The following is a 19,261-nucleotide window of genomic DNA, read 5'->3' on the forward strand; positions in this document are numbered from 1 at the left end:
TTTATACCGCGTGCCCACAGACGCCACCCACCTGCTTGATGCAATCCTGCTGGCGCGCGAAGCTGAGGACGCAGAGAGTCAGGTGAAACCGGGCCACTCACTTCGTGGGCAAGCCTCCAAACAGGGTTAGTCGATTGCCTGAGCACTGCGGGCCCGCAGTAGCTCAGTGAACTGCGCCAACTCACGACTCATCGACTCGCCGTTGCGCGTCAGCAGACCAAACGGCGCCATGCGCTCCTCGATCTTGACCGGCAACGCTTTGACCAGCCCCATCTTCAGGTAATCACGCAGCGCCGATTCGGACAGCACCATGATCGCGTCGGTCAACTGCACCAGTTGCTGCATCGAGTAGACCGAGCTGCATTCAATGATGTCCGCAGGCAATGGCAGGGCCAACCGTTCGAGCGCTTGATCGAATGCGATGCGCGCCGGGCTGCTGTCCGGTTGCAGAATCCACGGCCAGTCGCTCACCAGTTCGGCCCAGTCCAGCTTGCGCCGTTTGGCCAGAGGATGACCCTGGTGCACGACCACCATCAAGCGCTCGTTGCCCAGCGGCTCAAAGGTGTAATGCTCCCGATCGGTGGCCGCATTGCGCCGGGCGATGGCCAGGTCGATGCGCCCCTGCTCAAGCAACTGAATCACCTGATCGCTGGTATCGCCCATGATCCGGATGCGCAACTGCGGGTTGAGCGCCTTGATCTCGGCCACTGCGTTCATCACCAGATCGGGCGCTGCGCCCATGATCGTGCCGATGGCCAGATAACCATAACCTCCGTGCTTACGCGCCTGCATATCTGCAGCGCAGCGGTCCAGGCCACTCAGCGCCGATTCGGCAAAGCGCAGCAGCTCCTTGCCCAGGGCCGTCGGCCGCATGCCGCGCGGCAGCCGCTCAAACAGTTCGCAGCCAAACATGTCTTCGATCTCATGCAGCATCCGCGTCGCCGCAGGTTGCGACATGTGCATGTTCATCGAGGCCCGGTGCAGGTTCATGCTGGAGCCAAGCACGACCAGCATCTGCAGATGCTTGTAACGCAGACGGCTGAAAAGGTGATGAGGGGAGCTGTTTTCGGACATGAATTGCTTCCTGCCAACGATACCGTGAGGGTATCGATCTTAAGCTAAAAACGATTGGTCATGCATCGCATGGCGGCAGTACATTCGCATCCACTCCAGCTTGACGCTGGCTGACGCAGTCAATAATTCCAAAAAGGAAACTGCCGTGAATACTCTCCCCGCGTCCCTGCTCGCCAAGGTTTCCTGGCGGCTTCTCCCCTTCTTGCTGCTGATGTACATCATGGCGTTTCTCGACCGCGCCAATGTCGGCTTCGCCAAACAGGCTTTTCAGGCAGACACCGGCATCGGTGACGCCGCCTTCGCGTTTGGCGCTGGCGTATTTTTCGTCGGCTACGCGCTGCTCGAAGTGCCGAGCAACCTGATCATGCACAAGATAGGCGCCCGCCTCTGGATGTGCCGGATCATGGTGACGTGGGGGCTGGTGTCGGCTGCGATGGTGTTCGCCCATACCGAAACGACCTTCTACGTGCTGCGTTTTCTGCTGGGCGTGGCCGAAGCGGGCTTCTTCCCCGGCGTCATCCTCTATCTCACCTATTGGTTTCCTCAGGCTGCGCGCGGCAAAGCCATGGGCTTCTTTTACTTTGGCGCACCGCTGGCGTTCATTTTTGGCAGCCCGTTGTCCGGCCTGCTGCTGGAACTGGATGGCGTGCTCGGCAGCCACGGTTGGCAGTGGCTATTCGCTGTTGAAGGTCTGATGGCGACGGTGGTCGGCGTCTGGGCGTACTTTTATCTCGACAATCGCCCCGCCGATGCCAAATGGCTGAGCGCCGATGAGCGTCAACAACTTCAGGCGGTACTCGACGCAGAAAACGCCAGCAAACAGGGCCACGGCAGCCTGATCAAAGCGATGTGCCAACCGGCGGTGTTGTACCTGTGCATGATTTATCTGCTGATCCAGGCCAGCGTCTACGGCGTCGTGTTTTACCTCCCGACCCAAGTCGCCGGACTGATGGGCAGCAAGGTCGGCTTCATGGTCGGGCTAGTCAGCGCTATTCCGTGGATCTGCGCGCTGATCGCCGCCTGGCGCGTCCCGGCCATTGCCGATCGCACAGGGCAACGCCGTCTGGTCGCCGCGCTGACGCTGGTGGTGTCGAGCATTGGCATCGCCGCTTCCGTTACTTTTTCCAATCCACTGCTGGGGATTCTGGCGCTGTGCTTTGCTGCCTCGGGCTTCATCGCCGTGCAACCTGTTTTCTGGACTTTCCCTGGCAGCTTTCTGGCTGGCAGCGCCGCAGCCGCTGCAATCGCGCTGATCAACTCATTCGGCGCACTGGGCGGCTTCATCGCTCCGATTCTCAAGAACTGGGCCGAGGGCGCGTTTCAATCTCCCACCGCCGGTCTGTATCTGCTGGCGTGCACAACGCTGATCGCCGCCGCATTGGTGATGGGCATCCGACCGCCGAAGCAGGCAACACCTCACAAGCAGCCGACCTTTCAGCACTGATTTCGATTTTTACGACGCAAGGAGTCCTCAATGAGCACGCCCACCATCAAACACGTCCGCGCGTTCGTCCTGCGGGGCGGCGGCGCCGATTACCACGACCAGGGCGACGGCCACTGGATCGACGATCACATCTCCACGCCCATGAGCAAATACCCGGAGTACCGCCAAAGCCGTCGCAGCTTCGGCATCAACGTGTTGGGCACCCTCGTGGTTGAGATCGAGGATTCGGCAGGCAACGTGGGCTTCTCAGTCACAACAGGCGGCGAGCCGGCGGCCTATATCGTCGAAAAACATCTGGCGCGCTTTCTGGAAGGCGCCAAGGTGACTGACATCGAGAAAATCTGGGACCAGATGTATTTATCGTCCCAGTATTACGGGCGCAAAGGGCTGGTGATCAACACCATTTCCGGCATCGACCTGGCGCTATGGGACTTGCTCGGCAAGGTGCGCCAAGAGCCTGTTCATCAACTGCTCGGTGGCGCGGTGCGCGATGAATTGCAGTTTTATGCAACCGGTGCGCGGCCGGATCTCGCGCAGAAAATGGGCTTCATCGGTGGCAAGTTGCCGCTGCATCACAGCCCCTCCGAAGGTGAAGAAGGCTTGCGCAAGAACCTCGAAGAACTGGCGGTGATGCGTGAGCGTGTGGGCAAGGACTTCTGGCTGATGCTCGACTGCTGGATGAGCCTGGACCTTAACTACGCGACCAAACTGGCACACGGCGCTCATGAGTTCGGGCTGAAGTGGATCGAAGAAGCGCTGTCCCCCGACGATTACTGGGGTTACGCGCAGCTGCGCAAGAACGTGCCAAAAGGCATGCTCGTGACCACTGGCGAGCACGAAGCCACGCGCTGGGGTTTTCGCATGCTGCTGGAAATGGGCTGCTGCGACATCATTCAGCCGGACGTCGGCTGGTGCGGCGGGATCACCGAGCTGATCAAGATTTCAGCGCTGGCGGACGCCCACAACGCCATGGTCGTGCCCCATGGATCGTCGGTCTACAGCTATCACTTCGTCGCCACGCGCACCAACAGCCCGTTCGCAGAATTTTTGATGATGGCGCCCAAGGCCGACGAGGTGGTGCCGATGTTCCACCCGCAACTGCTCGGCGAACCGGTGCCCGAGAACGGCCGGATGCGCTTGTCGAAACTCGATCAACCGGGCTTTGGCGTGACGCTCAACCCCGAATGCCAGCTGCACCGTCCGTACACTCACTGACAGGAGCCGTTCATGAAAATGCCTCACAACGCGTTCAAGGCGGCGCTGACTCAAAACGAGCCGCAGTACGGAATCTGGGCAGGTTTTGCCACCGGCTACGCGTCAGAAATCGTCGCCGGGCTGGGTTACGACTGGATGCTGATCGACGGCGAGCACGCGCCCAATACCGTGCCGAGTATTTTGGCTCAGTTGCAGGCAGTGGCTCCCTACTCCACCGCGCCGGTTGTGCGCGCAGTGACCGGCGACGCGGTGCTGATCAAGCAACTGCTCGACGTCGGCGTACAGACGTTGATGGTACCAATGGTTGAATCCGCCGAGCAGGCCCGCGCGCTGGTGCATGCCATGCGCTACCCGCCTCACGGCATACGCGGCGTCGGCGGCGGTTTGACCCGCGCCACCCGCTGGGACGCCGTGCCCGACTACCTCAACACCGCACATGAGGAGCTGTGCCTGATCGTGCAAGTGGAATCGCGCAAAGGCGTGGAAAACGTCGAAGCCATTGCGGCGGTCGAGGGCGTGCACGCAGTGTTTATAGGCCCGGCTGACTTATCCACAGGGCTGGGCCACATCAACAATCCGTCACACCCTCAAGTGCAGGAAAAGATTCGCCACGCCGTAGAGGCCACGCTGGCCGCCGGCAAAATCTGCGGCATCCTCGCGCCCGCCGAAGACGACGCTCGACGCTATCTGAGCTGGGGCTGCCAGTTTGTCGCAGTCGGGATCGACATCAGTCTGCTGCGCCAGGCCGCGCAGGCCAATCTTGCGCGCTATCGCGACACCCCGAATGCACCTGCGCCGTCGCGCACTTATTAACTGAAAGAAGGAGTCTGCCCAATGTCCTCCATCCCGGTTTATCAGAACTACATCAACGGCCAGTTCAGCAGCAGTGCAGAGCATTTTGAAGTGACCAACCCGGCCACCGGCGCGGTGCTCTCAAAAGTCCCCGCAAGTGACAGCAACGAAGTCGACCGCGCACTGGGGTCCGCCCGCGCCGCTCAGCAAGACTGGGCGCGCAAACCCGCCATCGAACGCGCAGGCTATCTGCGCAAGATCGCCAGCAAGTTGCGTGAAAACGTCGCGCATCTGGCCCGCACCATTACCCTGGAGCAGGGCAAGATCAGCGGCCTGGCCGAAGTCGAAGTGAACTTCACCGCTGATTACCTGGATTACATGGCCGAGTGGGCGCGACGAATTGAAGGCGAAATCATCACCAGCGACCGCCCTGGCGAAAATATTTTTCTGTTCCGCAAGCCGCTGGGTGTGGTCGCAGGGATTCTGCCGTGGAATTTCCCGTTCTTTTTGATCGCCCGCAAAATGGCGCCCGCGCTGATCACCGGCAACACCATCGTGATCAAGCCGAGCGAAGAAACCCCGAACAACTGTTTTGAGTTCGCCAAACTGGTGGCAGAGATCGATTTGCCGCCAGGTGTGTTCAACGTGGTCAGTGGCGACGGGCGTGTGGGCGCAGCCTTGAGTGCGCACAAGCAAGTGAACATGATCAGCTTCACCGGGAGCGTCGAAACGGGTTCACGCATTATGGCCGCCGCCGCCAGCAACATCACCAAACTCAATCTGGAGTTGGGCGGCAAGGCGCCCGCCATTGTGCTTGGGGACGCGGATATCGATCTGGCGGTCAAGGCCATCCGGGACTCACGCATCATCAACACCGGGCAAGTCTGCAACTGCGCCGAGCGCGTTTACGTTGAGCGGCGTGTGGCCGACGAATTCATCGGCAAGATCACCGCCGCGATGGCCGCAACTCGCTACGGCGACCCGCTGGCGCAAGGTGACGTGGAGATGGGGCCGTTGATCAACCGCCAGGGTCTGGACAGCGTTGCCGCCAAGGTCAGGACAGCTCTGGCCCAAGGCGCAGAGATCATGACGGGCGGTTCAGTAGCCGATCTGCCACAGGGTTTCCACTACCAGCCGACCGTGCTGACCGGCTGCCGCGCCGACATGGAGATCATGCGCAAGGAGATCTTCGGCCCGGTGCTACCCATTCAGATCATCGACGATCTGGACGAAGCCATCACACTGGCCAACGACTGCGAATACGGCCTGACGTCCTCGATCTACACACGGGATCTGAGCAAGGCGATGCACGCGATTCGCGAAATCGACTTCGGCGAGACCTACGTCAATCGGGAGAACTTCGAAGCGATGCAAGGGTTCCATGCCGGTGTTCGCAAATCCGGGATCGGCGGCGCGGATGGTAAGCATGGGTTGTATGAGTACACGCATACGCATGCGGTTTACATACAGAGCTGATGGAGCGTGTGACCTGTAGGAGCGAATTTATTCGCGAGAAAACGGTTCAGACGACCCGCTTTCATCGCCTGACAGATTGCTTCGCGAATGAATTCGCTCCTGCAGATAGTGCTAGCTGCCTATGTTCAGTTCCTGTCACAAAAACATGCTGATTACTGTGATCCCATAAGAGCATCTCACTCGATGTCGTTCGATCACAGGAAGTCACTCCATGCTTCAGCTTTCCCGAATGATGCTCAGCGCCGGTCTGGGCATCGCGCTTAATCTGTCCTTTTGCATCAGCGCCCAGGCTGCCACCACCGAAGTGACGGGCGCGGGCTCGACGTTCATCTACCCGGTGCTGTTCAAGTGGGCCACTGATTACAACCAGAAAACCGGCATCCGCGTTAATTACCAGTCCATTGGCTCCGGCGCTGGCATCGCTCAGATCAAAGAGGCTGCGGTGGACTTCGGCGCGAGCGACATGCCGATGAAGTCTGCGCAGTTGCAATCGTCAGGTCTTCAGCAATTCCCCTCAGTGATCGGCGGGGTCGTCCCCGTCATCAACATCGCGTCCGTCCAGCCTGGCAGCCTGAAGCTGACCGGGCCGGTACTGGCCGACATTTTCCTGGGCAATATCCGCAAGTGGAACGATCAGGCAATCGTTGCGCTGAACCCCGGCCAGAAGTTGCCCGATGCGGCCATTCAAGTGGTTTACCGCTCGGAAGATTCGGGCACCACATTTAACTTCACAGGTTACTTATCGCAAGTCAGCCCTGAGTGGAAAACCCGATTGGGCGAGGGAACGTCGGTGAAATGGCCCGTAGGATTGGGCAGCAAAGGCAGTGAAGGTGTGGCGTCTTACGTCAAGCAAATGCCCAACGCCATCGGCTATGTGGAATACGCCTACATCAAGCAGCAAAAGCTCAATTACGCACTGCTGCGCAATGCGGCTGGGGAATTCGTCGCGCCGAGCACGGAAAGCTTCCAGGCCGCTGCGGCAACCGCAGACTGGAAAAACGCCAAGGATTTTGATATCTCGATGCTGAATGCCCCGGGCGAGAAGGCGTATCCGATTACGGCCGCCACGTTCATCATCATGCACCGACAACCCAAGGACGCGGATCGCCAGAAAGCCGTGAATGACTTTTTCCGCTGGACATTGGACAACGGACAGGAACAAGCGCGATCTCTGGATTTCGCACCAATCCCTATGGATCTGAAGAATCAGATCGAAGCTTCGTGGGGCGATGCGCCGAAGGCGAATTAAGCTAAAAACAGGCAATAAAAAAGGCGTCCCGAAGGACGCCTTTTTTAATTGCCTCAACGCGGTTGGCGTTGGGGCCAGTCTTCAACCCGGATACAGCTGGGCAGAAAATGGTCGGGGTAAGGGGATTCGAACTCCTGACATCCTGCTCCCAAAGCAGGCGCGCTACCGGACTGCGCTATACCCCGATGAAACGAGAACACACCTCTTGGGTGCATTCTAAGCGGGTGACGCAACTGGCGTCACTCCCTAAGATTCAACCCGATGAAGCTGGGCAGAAAATGGTGGGTCGTGTGGGATTCGAACCTACGACCAATTGGTTAAAAGCCAACTGCTCTACCAACTGAGCTAACGACCCAAAATAGTGGTCGGGGTAAGGGGATTCGAACTCCTGACATCCTGCTCCCAAAGCAGGCGCGCTACCGGACTGCGCTATACCCCGACAAAGCTACATTCTGAAAATTGGCTCCGTGACCAGGACTCGAACCTGGGACCCAATGATTAACAGTCATTTGCTCTACCGACTGAGCTATCACGGAACTATTCAATTTCAGATGCAACGTTACAGCACTTTCAGCACAAAAAACTCAGTACATCCATGCAAAACAATGTCTTGCATTTACTACCCTGAATCTCCTGCATTTTCAGTCTCTTCGGCCTGTCTGCATCGCTGCGTTCACGTCTCCGAGGCGCGCTATTCTACATTTCCAGAAACAGCTGTCAACCCTCTAAATTGCTTTTAAGACAATGATTTGCGACTTTTTCAAAGAAGACCCCTTCAGCCCTGTCATTCCAAGTGCGCCTTCAAAAGCGCCGCTCAGAAAAAGGGCCTCCACGCAGGAAGCCCCTTTTCGCCACTCTATGAAACCAGACCCCGAATCAGCCGAAAACGATCTCTTCGCCTTCGAGCCGGCCGGTGATGCTCGTGCCTGGCATGAAGCCACCGGACAGAATCAGCGTCGCCAGCGGGTTTTCGATCCAGCGCTGAATCGCACGCTTGAGAGGCCGCGCGCCATACACCGGGTCGTAGCCGACGGCGATCAGCTTGTCCATCGATTCCGGGCTCAGTTCCAATGCCAGGTCGCGTTCAGCCAGGCGTTTACGCAGGCGTCCCAACTGGATGTCGGCAATGCCGGCAATCTGGTTGCGGGCCAAAGGCTCGAACACCACCACCTCGTCGATGCGGTTGACGAACTCAGGACGGAAATGCGAGCTGACCGCATCCATCACCGCTGCACGCTGGGCTTCGCGATCACCCTCAAGCTCCTGAATCCGCGCTGACCCAAGATTGGAAGTCATGACGATCACAGTATTGCGAAAGTCCACGGTGCGCCCATGACTGTCGGTCAGGCGTCCATCTTCAAGCACTTGCAGCAGCACGTTAAATACATCCGGGTGCGCCTTCTCCACCTCGTCCAGCAAGATAACCGAGTAGGGTTTGCGACGCACAGCCTCCGTCAGGTAACCGCCCTCTTCATAACCGACGTAGCCCGGAGGCGCGCCGATTAGCCGCGCCACAGAATGCTTCTCCATGAACTCGGACATGTCGATCCGCACCATCGCCTCTTCGGTGTCGAACAGAAACTCCGCCAGCGCCTTGCACAGCTCGGTTTTACCGACACCGGTCGGGCCGAGGAACATGAACGAGCCGCTCGGACGATTCGGGTCGGACAACCCGGCGCGTGAACGACGCACCGCGTTCGCCACAGCCACCACCGCCTCGTTCTGACCAATCACGCGCTGGTGCAGCAGGCTTTCCATCTTCATCAGCTTGTCGCGCTCGCCTTCGAGCATTTTCGACACAGGGATGCCGGTCCACTTGGACACGACTTCGGCGATCTCCTCCTCGGTCACTTTGCTGCGCAGCAACTGGTTCTCCGGCTTGCCGTGCTGATCGACCATTTGCAGGCTGCGTTCCAGGTCAGGAATGATCCCGTACTGCAATTCAGCCATGCGATTGAGGTCGCCCTTGCGACGTGCCGCTTCCAGCTCCTGGCGCGACTGCTCGATCTTTTGCTGGATCTGCGCAGACCCCGTGACCTCAGCCTTTTCCGACGTCCAGATTTCTTCCAGGTCCGCGTATTCGCGTTCCAGCCGTACGATTTCTTCCTTAAGTTTTTCCAGCCGCTTGATCGCCGCTTCGTCGTCTTCCTTCTTGAGCGCCTGGGCTTCTACCTTCAGTTGAATCAGGCGACGCTCAAGACGGTCGAGGACTTCAGGCTTGGAATCGATTTCCATGCGAATGCGGCTGGCCGCTTCGTCGATCAGATCAATGGCCTTGTCCGGCAACTGACGATCCGTGATGTAGCGATGGCTGAGCTTGGCCGCAGCGATAATCGCCCCATCGGTGATCGCAACTTTGTGGTGGACCTCGTAGCGCTCTTTAAGGCCGCGGAGAATGGCAATGGTGTCCTCTTCGCTCGGCTCCTCTACAAGGACTTTCTGGAACCGTCGCTCGAGCGCTGCGTCCTTCTCTATATATTGTCGGTATTCGTTGAGCGTGGTCGCACCGACGCAATGCAACTCGCCTCGGGCCAGGGCGGGCTTGAGCATATTCCCAGCGTCCATCGAGCCTTCCGCCTTACCGGCGCCGACCATGGTGTGCAGCTCATCGATAAACAGAATGATCTGGCCTTCCTGCTTGGACAGCTCGTTCAGCAAGCTTTTTAGGCGCTCTTCAAACTCGCCGCGAAACTTGGCGCCGGCAATCAACGCACCCATGTCCAGGGACAGCAATCGCTTGCCCTTCAAGCCATCCGGCACTTCGCCATTGATGATGCGCTGAGCCAGGCCTTCAGCAATCGCCGTTTTACCCACGCCGGGCTCACCAATCAACACCGGGTTGTTTTTGGTCCGGCGTTGCAAAACCTGGATGGTGCGGCGAATTTCGTCGTCGCGACCAATCACCGGGTCCAGCTTGCCTTCTTCAGCACGCTTGGTCAGATCGACGGTGTATTTGTCCAGAGCCTGACGCGATTCCTCGACATTGGCGTCGTTGACCGCTCCGCCGCCCCGCAGGTTGAGAATTGCGTTTTCGAGCGCCTTTTTGCTGACACCCTGCCCGAGCAACAATTTGCCGAGCTTGCTGTTTTCGTCCATGGCCGCCAACAGCACCAGCTCGCTGGAGATGAACTGATCGGTTTTTTGCTGCGCCAGACGGTCAGCCTGATTGAGCAGGCGCGCCAGATCCTGCGACATGTTCACGTCACCGGTCGGGTTCTGAATTTTCGGCAGTTGGTCGAGTTCTTTGCTCAGTTCTTTTCGCAGGCTGTTGACGTCGAATCCTACTTGCAGCAGCAATGGCTTGATCGACCCGCCCTGTTGTTCAAGCAACGCCTGCATCAAGTGGGCAGGCTCGATGGCAGGATGATCCATGCCCACCGCCAGTGACTGGGCGTCAGACAGGGCTAACTGTAATTTGCTGGTTAAACGATCGATACGCATTAGTCACCTTCCTAATAGCCAGGCCGGAGCAATGAACACACCTGATAAAGAGAACCTGGCAGATGGTCCTTTAGATGCGGGCAATTACGCAGGATTCAAGCAAAGATTGATTGATGTGGATCAACGATAGCTGTCGCCAGTCAGTTTGATACACGGATGATGGGACATCTGATTTTGATTTTGTCTGGAGCGAGAATGCCGAGCGCGAAGCGGCAATGAAACCTGCGCATGCGTTACGTCCGGCGGAACCCGATCATTGTTGGAGCGAGGATTGCCCGCGAAGCTAACGACGCGCAGTGTCAGGACAAATCGAGGTCTCAGCTTCGTCGGCAAGCCGGAATCCTGAGCCCTTCGGGCAGAAACGGCTCAGGCGAGTTCGATCCAGATAAGGGAAGCGAAGCGGCCCGTACGAGCGCTTCGGCGGTAGGAATAGAAACGTGAATCGTTGTAGGTCGACAGGCCGCCACCGTAAACGGCCGTCACCCCATGCGCCGCCAGACGCAGGCGCGCCAGTGCATAGATGTCGGCCATGAACTTGCCTGCATTCACACTCGGCACAAATGCCTGAGCGGTTTCGGGGTGCGTACTGATGAAGGCTTCGCGCACCTCGGGACCCACTTCAAAGGCATCTGGCCCGATGGCAGGCCCGAGCCAGACGAGGATCTCGGACGGATCATCGGAAAAACTTCCCACAGCCGCCTCAAGCACACCCGCCGCCAGCCCCCGCCAGCCCGCATGAGCCGCAGCGACCTGACTGCCTGAGCGATTGCAGAACAGCGCGGGCAAACAGTCGGCAGTCATGATGGTGCAAGCGACACCGGGGGTGGCGGTCCAGCTGGCATCAGCTTCCATCACCGCGGTTGAGTTGGCAGCGACAACGTCGATGCCATGCACCTGACGCAACCAAGTTGGCTGAACATTGAGCTGTGACGTCAGTGCTGTGCGATTGCTGGCAACGGCAGCAGGATCGTCGTCGACGTGATCACCCAGATTGAAACTGTCGAACGGGGCGATGCTGACACCCCCCGCCCGCGTCGTGACACACGATCTGACGCCGACCGGCGCAGGCCAGTCCGGGATCAAAAAGTCCGTCACACCTTCGCTCATCCGATGAACGCCTCGCGGTCCTGCTTGAGCAGCGACAGTAACCAGACAAAGTCATCCGGAAGAGGCGATTCCCAGCTCATGCGCTGACCGGTAGTCGGATGATCCAGCTCCAGGAAGCGAGCGTGAAGCGCCTGACGCGGGAAATGCTTGAGTGATTCCACCATCGTGACACTGGCCGCAGGCGGAATCCGGAAACGGCCGCCGTACGCAGGATCACCGACAAGCGGGAAGTTGATGTGTGACATGTGCACGCGAATCTGGTGCGTACGGCCTGTTTCAAGCTTGACGCGTACATGGGTGTGGGAGCGGAAACGCTCCAGCACACGGTAGTGACTGACAGCTGGCTTGCCGCCTTCCATCACGGCCATGCGTTGACGCTGCTGCCCATGGCGACCAATCGGGGCGTTGATCTTGCCGCCCGCTGTTACCACACCGATCACGATGCATTCGTAGATGCGGCTGACGCTGCGGTTCTGCAATTGGGTGACCAGTTGCGTCTGCGCCTGAATGGTCTTGGCCACCACCATCAGACCGGTGGTGTCCTTGTCCAGACGGTGCACGATACCTGCACGCGGAACATTGACGATGTCCGGAATGTGGTGCAGCAATGCATTCAGCAACGTACCGTCGGCGTGACCCGCTGCCGGGTGAACCACCAGACCTGCCGGTTTGTTGATGACCAGGATCTGGTCGTCTTCATAGACGATGTCGAGTTCGATGTCCTGAGCGATCCATTCGCCCTGGGCTTCCTGTTCGGCGACCAAAGCCAGTACGGCACCACCATGCACGATGTCACGCGGGCGCAAAACGCCCCCGTCCACAGTCAGGCGGCCGTCTTTGATCCAGGCGGAAAGGCGCGAGCGTGAGTGCTCAGCGAAGAGTTGGGCGGCGACTTGGTCGAGGCGTTGACCGCCCAATTCGGACGGCACCTCTGCGCGGAGTTCTATGATCTCAGACATGCTCAAACTAGGAGGTGGCACTGGCCTTTGGTTTCGGCTGCGCGCTTGTGGTTAAATACGGCGTCTTTTGTCCCGGGGGTTCCACGGGGCGCTCATCATAACAGGACGGTCCTGCGCAAGACAGCAGGCCGTTATAGGGACGCAAGCCGCCATGCAAGTGAAACACCTGCTGCTGATCGCCATCCTCGCACTCACCGCTGCCTGTTCTTCGAAGAAAGAAGTCGTCGATGAAAACCTCAGCGAAGTCGAGCTGTACCAGCAGGCGCAGGCCGATCTGGACAACAACAGCTACAACAGCGCCACTGAAAAACTCAAGGCGCTGGAATCACGCTATCCGTTCGGTCGATACGCCGATCAGGCCCAGCTGGAGCTGATCTACGCCAACTACAAGAATGGCGAGCCTGAAGCTGCAAAATCGGCTGCAGAGCGTTTCATCCGCCTGCACCCTCAGCACCCGAACGTCGATTACGCCTATTACCTGAAGGGCCTGACTTCGTTCGACCAGGACGTCGGCCTGCTGGCGCGCTTCCTGCCGCTGGACCAGACCAAGCGTGACCCTGGCGCTGCGCGTGACTCCTACAACGAATTCGCCCAGCTCACCAGCCGCTATCCAAACAGCCGCTACGCGCCCGACGCCAAGCAGCGCATGATTTACCTGCGCAACCTGTTGGCCGCTTATGAAATCCACGTTGCCGACTACTACCTGACCCGTCAGGCCTATGTGGCCGCCGCTAACCGTGGCCGCTACGTCGTCGAGAACTTCCAGGAAACGCCAGCGGTAGGCGATGGCCTCGCCGTGATGGTCGAAGCGTATCAGCGCATGCACCTGGACGATCTGGCCAACACCAGCCTTGAAGTCCTGAAAGCCAACTACCCTGACCACCCGCAACTGGCGGACGGCAAGTTCGAACCAAGAGAGCAAGAGGCCGACAACCGCTCTTGGCTGTCGAAAGCGACACTGGGCCTGATCGAGAGCCGCCCTCCGCTGCCGCCAGGTCAGACCCGCGCCAACCAGGACGTCATCAAGCAGTATGAAGACGCCAAGGAAGCGATTCCTGCAGATCTGCTGCCGGAAAACCAGGCAGAACTCGACGAGCAGGAACACGAATCCGAAGGCAACACCGATCGCTCGTGGTTCAGCTACGCGACGTTCGGTGTGTTTGACTGATCATTCGGTCACTGAAAAAGGCCCTTCGGGGCCTTTTTTCATGCCCGGACACTTTATAAGCACGTGCATCACTGTGCGGCTGGCAGCGCCTTGGCTACACTGCGAAATCTTCACTCATTAAGCTGGTAAACATGATTCGCTTGATTATGTGGATCGCCTTGATCATGGCGACCATCTGGTTTTTCAAACGCCTTGTCCGTGGCACTGTTTCGCGCGCAAAATCACAGCCGCCGGAACTCGCAGCCGCGCCAATGGTGCGCTGCGCTCAATGCGGCGTGCATGTTCCGCAGGATCGCGCGCTCAGTTCAGGGCAGCAATGGTATTGCAGCGAGCCGCACCGGCTTCAGGGCCCCGCGACACGTGAGCGCTGAAACGCTTTCTCTGGCTACCCCGCAGGCTCAGCGGATTCTTCGGCTGTATCACCTTTATCGGCTGACCATTGGCGTGATGCTGGTACTGCTCATCTCCAGCAGCCTGGACGCAGAGCTGCTCGAGCTGGCCGATATCGAACTGTTTCGAACCGGCTGCTGGGTGTATCTGGTCCTCAACATTCTGGTCGTGGTACTGCTGGAACGCCCCAGCACCCAAGGCCCATTGGTGTTTATGGCATTGAGCGACGCGCTCATGCTGTCAGCACTGTTTTACGCAGGCGGTGGCGCCCCGAGCGGTATTGGCAATCTGATCATTGCCTCGGTGGCGATCAGCAATGTGCTGCTGCGCAAGCGTACCGGTTTGTTGATCGCAGCCATTTCGGCGATCGGCATCATCTACCTGACGTTTTATATCAGCTACAACAAACCCTCCGCCGCCAGTCACTATGTGCAGGCAGGCTCGCTGGGCGCCTTGTGTTTCGCTGCGGCATTGCTCGTCCAGGCCCTGGTTCGACGCCAACAGGTCAGCGAGGGTATCGCCGAGCAACGCGCAGCGCACGTCAACAATCTCGAAGAACTCAACGTACTGATCCTGCAACGCATGCGCACCGGCATCCTCGTGCTCGACGCCCGCCGCCAGGTGTTGCTGGCCAATCAGAGCGCATTGACGCTGCTCGGCCATGAAGAACTGCTCGGCAAGACCATTGATGATTATTCGCCAGCACTGTTGGATCGCTTGCGCCAATGGCAGATCAATCCAATGCTTGCGCCGCGCAGCATTCCCACATCGGCGATAGGCCCGGTACTGCGCGCAGGATTTATTGCCCTGACCCGGCACAGCCATCATCACACGCTGATTTTTCTTGAAGACCTGTCGCAAATCTCGCAACAGGCGCAGCAGTTGAAACTGGCTGCGCTGGGCCGGCTGACCGCAGGCATTGCCCATGAAGTCCGTAATCCGCTGGGCGCCATCAGTCATGCCGCGCAGTTGCTGGGCGAGTCGGAGGAACTGGACGCGGCAGACCGGCGTCTCAGTCAGATCATCCAGGATCAGTCGCGACGGATGAATCTGGTGATCGAAAACGTGTTGCAGCTTTCTCGCAGGCGCCAAACCGAGCCCCAATTGCTCGACCTCAAGCAATGGCTCCAGCAATTTGTCGCGGAACATCACAGCGCCGTTACCGACGGTCGGCAAGTGCATCTTGAGGCAGGACCGGGCACCCTCACTACGCGCATGGATGCTGAGCAACTGCAGCAGGTGATGAGCAATCTGGTGCAAAACGGCCTGCGCTACAGTGCGCAAAACAATGAGATTGGTCAGGTATGGCTCAAGCTTTATCACAACCCCATGAGCGAACTGCCTACTCTGGAAGTGCTGGATGACGGCCCTGGTGTTGCGCAGGAACACCTGACCAATATCTTCGAACCGTTTTTTACCACCGAAAGCAAAGGCACCGGCCTGGGTCTGTACCTCTCGCGCGAGCTGTGCGAGAGCAATCAGGCCAATCTGGATTACTCACCACGGGAAGGTGGCGGCAGTTGCATGCGAATTACCTTCGCCCATCCGTTCAAATTGAGTTGAACATGAGCCCACGGCAAAAAATCCTGATCGTCGACGACGAGCCCGACATCCGCGAACTGCTGGAAATCACTCTAGGGCGCATGAAGCTCGACACGCGCAGTGCGCGCAATGTCAAAGAGGCGCATGAATGGCTGGCCCGTGAGCCGTTCGATTTGTGCCTCACTGACATGCGCCTACCAGATGGCAACGGCCTTGAACTGGTGCAGCACATCCAGCAGCGGCACGCGCAAGTGCCGGTGGCGATGATTACCGCACACGGCAGCGTGGACACAGCGATCCACGCGCTCAAGGCGGGTGCTTTCGACTTTCTGACCAAACCGGTAGACCTCGGTCGCCTGCGTGAGCTGGTCAGCAGCGCGCTGCGACTGCGCCTTGCAACGCCAAGTGAGAGTCGACTTGAAAAGCGGCTTCTGGGCGAGTCTCCGCCCATGCAGGCGTTGCGCAAGCAGATCAGCAAACTCGCCAGAAGTCAGGCGCCGATCTATGTCAGCGGCGAGTCGGGCAGTGGCAAAGAACTCGTCGCCAGGCTGATTCACGAACAAGGACCGCGCGTGGATCAGCCGTTTGTGCCGGTCAACTGTGGCGCAATTCCGTCGGACCTGATGGAAAGCGAGTTTTTCGGCCACCGAAAAGGCAGCTTCACAGGCGCCCATGAAGACAAACCAGGCCTGTTTCAGGCCGCGAACGGAGGAACGCTGTTTCTCGATGAGGTGGCGGATTTACCGCTGGCCATGCAGGTGAAACTGCTACGCGCCATCCAGGAGAAATCCATCCGCGCAGTAGGCGGCCAGCAAGAGCTGGTGGTGGATGTGCGCATACTCTGCGCTACGCATAAGGATCTGAGCGAAGAGGTCGCGGCCGGACGCTTCCGGCAAGATCTGTATTACCGTCTGAATGTCATCGAACTGCGCGTGCCCTCGTTGCGCGAGCGTCGGGAAGACATTGAGGACCTGGCCAACGCTGTGCTGAAACGGCTTTCTATTGATAGCGCTCAACCCCCTGCCCGCCTGCAACCCAAAGCATTGGATGCGCTGAAAAACTATCGCTTCCCCGGTAATGTGCGCGAGCTGGAAAACATGCTTGAACGGGCGTACACGCTGTGCGAAGACGATCAGATCAATGCCGAAGACTTACGCCTCGCCGAGCCCGGCAATGCCCGCGAGCAAAGCGATCCAAACCTGGCAGACATCGACAATCTGGAAGACTACCTGGAGAGCATCGAGCGCAAGCTTATCCTGCAAGCCCTCGAAGAAACGCGCTGGAACAGAACGGCGGCGGCACAGCGCCTGAACCTGTCGTTTCGGTCCATGCGGTATCGGTTGAAGAAACTGGGGCTGGACTGAGAGCGTTTCGAATGCGGGGCGAGGCTTGTGGAGGCGGGGCGATATAGCGGCGGCTGACTTCAGCCAGCGCCGCCAAACAGCAGTCTTTAAGTCAGGTCTGTGCCTGGTTCAAGCCTGCTCGTCTTGTTCGTCTTGCTTGTCATCGTCGTGCTTGAGCGCTGGTTTCATGCCTGGCTGGGGCGCGTGCTCGGCATTGGGCGCGATTTCTTCGCCGTGGTTCTTTTTCTCTTGCTGGACTTTTTTGTCGTGGGCGACGTTACGTGGGTCAGTCATGGGGAATCCTTGATTGGGCAGATTATTCAACACCCATCGACGCGACACGCTGTTTCTAAGCGCCTGGGCAAGATTTGGAGTCAGGCCAGGCTGAGGCGTTCAGTGAATCTCGACATGCTGCTGCCGAGTAACGCGCTTTTAGAGCTGCTTTCCAAAACAGGCCAATTGTGTCACCGCGTCGAGCAGGCGTTAAAACGTCAGCCCTGAAGGCGTCCCTCGGGCGCATACGGTGCGGGGTCGATAATCGGTGTGTGGCCTGTCAGCAAATCCGTCAGCAACTGACATGACGCTGGCGCCAAGACCAGGCCGTTGCGGTAATGACCGCAGTTGAGCCACAAACCTTCAAAACCCGGTACTTGCCCGATGAACGGAATGCCTTCCGGCGAGCCAGGCCGCAAACCTGCCCAATGCCCCACGACTTCGGCGTTCGCCAGCGCAGGAATCAGCTCCACAGCGGACGCTTTCAGACTGTCCGACGCGTTCCCGGTAGGCGTTTTGTCAAAGCCTTCGTGTTCCAGCGTACTGCCGATAAGAATGTGACCGTCACGGCGCGGGATGGCGTAGCGACCTTTGGCGAGGATCATGCTCGGTAAAAAGTCCGACGTGCATTTGTACAGAATCATCTGCCCCTTGACCGGCTCAATGGGCAGATTGATGCCCAGCGACTGCAACAACTCCCCGCTCCAGGCACCGGCCGCCAGAACCACACGATCACCCAATACCTCTCCAGCAGCGGTGCTGACGCCGAGGATGCGGTCGCCATCACGCACAAACCCGGTGACCGCGGACTGCTCAAGAAGCGTCACGTTCGGCAGCGCCAGCAGCGCGGCTTTCAACGATTTGACCAAGCGAGGATTTCGCACATTGGCGATGTCGGCCATGTGGATCGCGCGACGATATCCGCCGCCCAGCACAGGCACTGCGTCGTACACCGACGAGATATCCACCGCATTAAGCGGACGATCTTGCTGAGCAGCCCACGCCAGCGCCTGCGGTTCGTCATCCAGGTCCAGCCAGTACAAACCCGTGGTGTGCACTTCTGGATCGATGCCGGTGGCAGCAAATAAACGCTGGGCCAGTTGTGGATAAAAATCCTGAGACCAGTGCGCCAGGGCCGTGACTGCCGGGCTGTAGCGCCACGGGTAAAGCGGCGAAACAATGCCACCGCCCGCCCATGAAGACTCTTGCCCGACGGCTGAGCGATCAAGCAAAACGACCTGGATACCGGTTGAAGCAAGGTTGAAAGCGGTCAGCAGGCCAATGACGCCGCCGCCGATGATGACCACCTGTTGCTTGGACATAAGATGCTCAATACAGAAATTGAAGACTCACCGGCTCCAGCATGTGGCCGTCGTTGCGTTTCCCGTCATACCGGTATTGCTGCGGGCTCCCGTATTGTCGATCACGAAACTGCCGCACCTATCTCCCACCATCGTGCCAGTCGGCGTGGCGGTAAGGGTGAATGCTTGGGGATTCGTACGATTGGCAGCAATCGTGTAGAAACCATTACCCGCAGGAATAGCGAGCGTCACTGCAGGTACCGATCCCGCAGCAGCGACATCCGCATAGGTCCCGTTTCGCGAATAAAACCGCTCAAGGCTTTGAGTGACTTCGGACAACAGTCCGGCGATTTCCGAACGGTGGGTGCGCCTGACGTATTCGGTGTAGCTGGGGTAGGCAATCGCCGCGAGGATACCGATGATAGCCACCACAATCATCAGCTCGATGAGGGTGAAGCCTGAAAATTTACGACGCATGATTCACATT

At 58.6% G+C, this 19,261-nt stretch carries 16 protein-coding genes and 4 tRNA genes; 9 read left to right on the forward strand and 11 right to left on the reverse strand.

Annotation, left to right across the window (positions count from 1 at the left end):
* Nucleotides 1-126: 126 nt before the first annotated feature.
* Nucleotides 127-1,074, reverse strand: coding sequence for a LysR family transcriptional regulator (locus OYW20_RS22405; RefSeq protein WP_268798080.1), 948 nt, complete (start codon nt 1,072-1,074; stop codon nt 127-129).
* Between the two features lie 145 nt (nt 1,075-1,219).
* Here OYW20_RS22405 and OYW20_RS22410 point away from each other — a divergent pair, with 145 nt between their 5' ends.
* The 5 genes from OYW20_RS22410 (at nt 1,220) to pstS (ending at nt 7,250) form a co-directional block, all read left to right on the forward strand.
* Complete coding sequence (locus tag OYW20_RS22410) at nt 1,220-2,518, forward strand: MFS transporter (RefSeq protein ID WP_268798081.1); 1,299 nt, start codon at nt 1,220-1,222, stop codon at nt 2,516-2,518.
* A gap of 30 nt (nt 2,519-2,548) precedes the next feature.
* The gene (gene rhmD, locus OYW20_RS22415) at nt 2,549-3,733 is read left to right on the forward strand and encodes an L-rhamnonate dehydratase (RefSeq protein WP_268798082.1); all 1,185 of its coding nucleotides are present in this window, start codon (nt 2,549-2,551) and stop codon (nt 3,731-3,733) included.
* 12 nt (nt 3,734-3,745) lie between these two features.
* Nucleotides 3,746-4,546 carry an HpcH/HpaI aldolase/citrate lyase family protein gene (locus tag OYW20_RS22420; protein WP_268798083.1) on the forward strand — a complete coding sequence of 267 codons (801 nt, stop codon included), beginning with the start codon at nt 3,746-3,748 and terminating at the stop codon, nt 4,544-4,546.
* A 21-nt stretch (nt 4,547-4,567) separates the two neighbouring features.
* Nucleotides 4,568-6,001 carry an aldehyde dehydrogenase gene (gene aldA, locus OYW20_RS22425; RefSeq protein ID WP_268798084.1) on the forward strand — a complete coding sequence of 478 codons (1,434 nt, stop codon included), beginning with the start codon at nt 4,568-4,570 and terminating at the stop codon, nt 5,999-6,001.
* Nucleotides 6,002-6,230: 229 nt separating this feature from the next.
* A complete protein-coding gene (gene pstS / locus OYW20_RS22430) occupies nt 6,231-7,250 on the forward strand; it encodes a phosphate ABC transporter substrate-binding protein PstS (protein ID WP_408005530.1) in 1,020 nt (339 codons plus the stop codon).
* A 108-nt stretch (nt 7,251-7,358) separates the two neighbouring features.
* On the opposite strand, the gene OYW20_RS22435 is transcribed toward pstS, so the two are convergent.
* The 7 genes from OYW20_RS22435 to rluD all read right to left on the reverse strand — a co-directional run bounded on the left by OYW20_RS22435 (nt 7,359) and on the right by rluD (nt 12,757).
* A tRNA-Pro gene (locus OYW20_RS22435) sits at nt 7,359-7,435 on the reverse strand.
* A 94-nt stretch (nt 7,436-7,529) separates the two neighbouring features.
* A tRNA-Lys gene (locus OYW20_RS22440) sits at nt 7,530-7,605 on the reverse strand.
* Nucleotides 7,606-7,612: 7 nt separating this feature from the next.
* Nucleotides 7,613-7,689: transfer RNA gene (locus tag OYW20_RS22445), tRNA-Pro, on the reverse strand.
* 21 nt (nt 7,690-7,710) lie between these two features.
* Nucleotides 7,711-7,786: transfer RNA gene (locus tag OYW20_RS22450), tRNA-Asn, on the reverse strand.
* Between the two features lie 340 nt (nt 7,787-8,126).
* Nucleotides 8,127-10,691: an ATP-dependent chaperone ClpB gene (gene clpB, locus OYW20_RS22455; protein WP_268798086.1), complete on the reverse strand. Its 2,565-nt coding sequence runs from the start codon at nt 10,689-10,691 to the stop codon at nt 8,127-8,129.
* A 366-nt stretch (nt 10,692-11,057) separates the two neighbouring features.
* Entirely contained in the window at nt 11,058-11,786 is a 729-nt protein-coding gene (gene pgeF / locus OYW20_RS22460) for a peptidoglycan editing factor PgeF (RefSeq protein WP_268801208.1), read from the reverse strand.
* 8 nt (nt 11,787-11,794) lie between these two features.
* Nucleotides 11,795-12,757, reverse strand: a complete 963-nt coding sequence (gene rluD / locus OYW20_RS22465; protein WP_268798087.1) for a 23S rRNA pseudouridine(1911/1915/1917) synthase RluD — start codon at nt 12,755-12,757, stop codon at nt 11,795-11,797.
* 151 nt (nt 12,758-12,908) lie between these two features.
* On the opposite strand from rluD, the gene OYW20_RS22470 reads away from it, so the two are divergent.
* From OYW20_RS22470 to OYW20_RS22485, 4 genes are all read left to right on the forward strand, one after another.
* Entirely contained in the window at nt 12,909-13,925 is a 1,017-nt protein-coding gene (locus OYW20_RS22470; RefSeq protein WP_268798088.1) for an outer membrane protein assembly factor BamD, read from the forward strand.
* 131 nt (nt 13,926-14,056) lie between these two features.
* The gene (locus OYW20_RS22475) at nt 14,057-14,296 is read left to right on the forward strand and encodes a PP0621 family protein (RefSeq protein ID WP_268798089.1); all 240 of its coding nucleotides are present in this window, start codon (nt 14,057-14,059) and stop codon (nt 14,294-14,296) included.
* Entirely contained in the window at nt 14,286-15,878 is a 1,593-nt protein-coding gene (locus OYW20_RS22480) for a sensor histidine kinase (RefSeq protein ID WP_268798090.1), read from the forward strand. The genes OYW20_RS22475 and OYW20_RS22480 overlap by 11 nt, the downstream gene beginning before the upstream one ends.
* A gap of 2 nt (nt 15,879-15,880) precedes the next feature.
* Complete coding sequence (locus OYW20_RS22485; protein WP_268798091.1) at nt 15,881-17,221, forward strand: sigma-54-dependent transcriptional regulator; 1,341 nt, start codon at nt 15,881-15,883, stop codon at nt 17,219-17,221.
* A 108-nt stretch (nt 17,222-17,329) separates the two neighbouring features.
* On the opposite strand, the gene OYW20_RS22490 is transcribed toward OYW20_RS22485, so the two are convergent.
* The 3 genes from OYW20_RS22490 to OYW20_RS22500 all read right to left on the reverse strand — a co-directional run bounded on the left by OYW20_RS22490 (nt 17,330) and on the right by OYW20_RS22500 (nt 19,251).
* A complete protein-coding gene (locus OYW20_RS22490; RefSeq protein ID WP_268798092.1) occupies nt 17,330-17,494 on the reverse strand; it encodes a hypothetical protein in 165 nt (54 codons plus the stop codon).
* A gap of 197 nt (nt 17,495-17,691) precedes the next feature.
* Nucleotides 17,692-18,795, reverse strand: coding sequence for a glycine oxidase ThiO (gene thiO, locus OYW20_RS22495; RefSeq protein ID WP_268798093.1), 1,104 nt, complete (start codon nt 18,793-18,795; stop codon nt 17,692-17,694).
* A 27-nt stretch (nt 18,796-18,822) separates the two neighbouring features.
* Nucleotides 18,823-19,251: a type IV pilin protein gene (locus OYW20_RS22500; protein WP_268798094.1), complete on the reverse strand. Its 429-nt coding sequence runs from the start codon at nt 19,249-19,251 to the stop codon at nt 18,823-18,825.
* Nucleotides 19,252-19,261 lie beyond the last annotated feature (10 nt).

Origin of the sequence: Pseudomonas sp. BSw22131 (assembly GCF_026810445.1) — a bacterium.
Lineage (GTDB): Bacteria > Pseudomonadota > Gammaproteobacteria > Pseudomonadales > Pseudomonadaceae > Aquipseudomonas > Aquipseudomonas huanghezhanensis.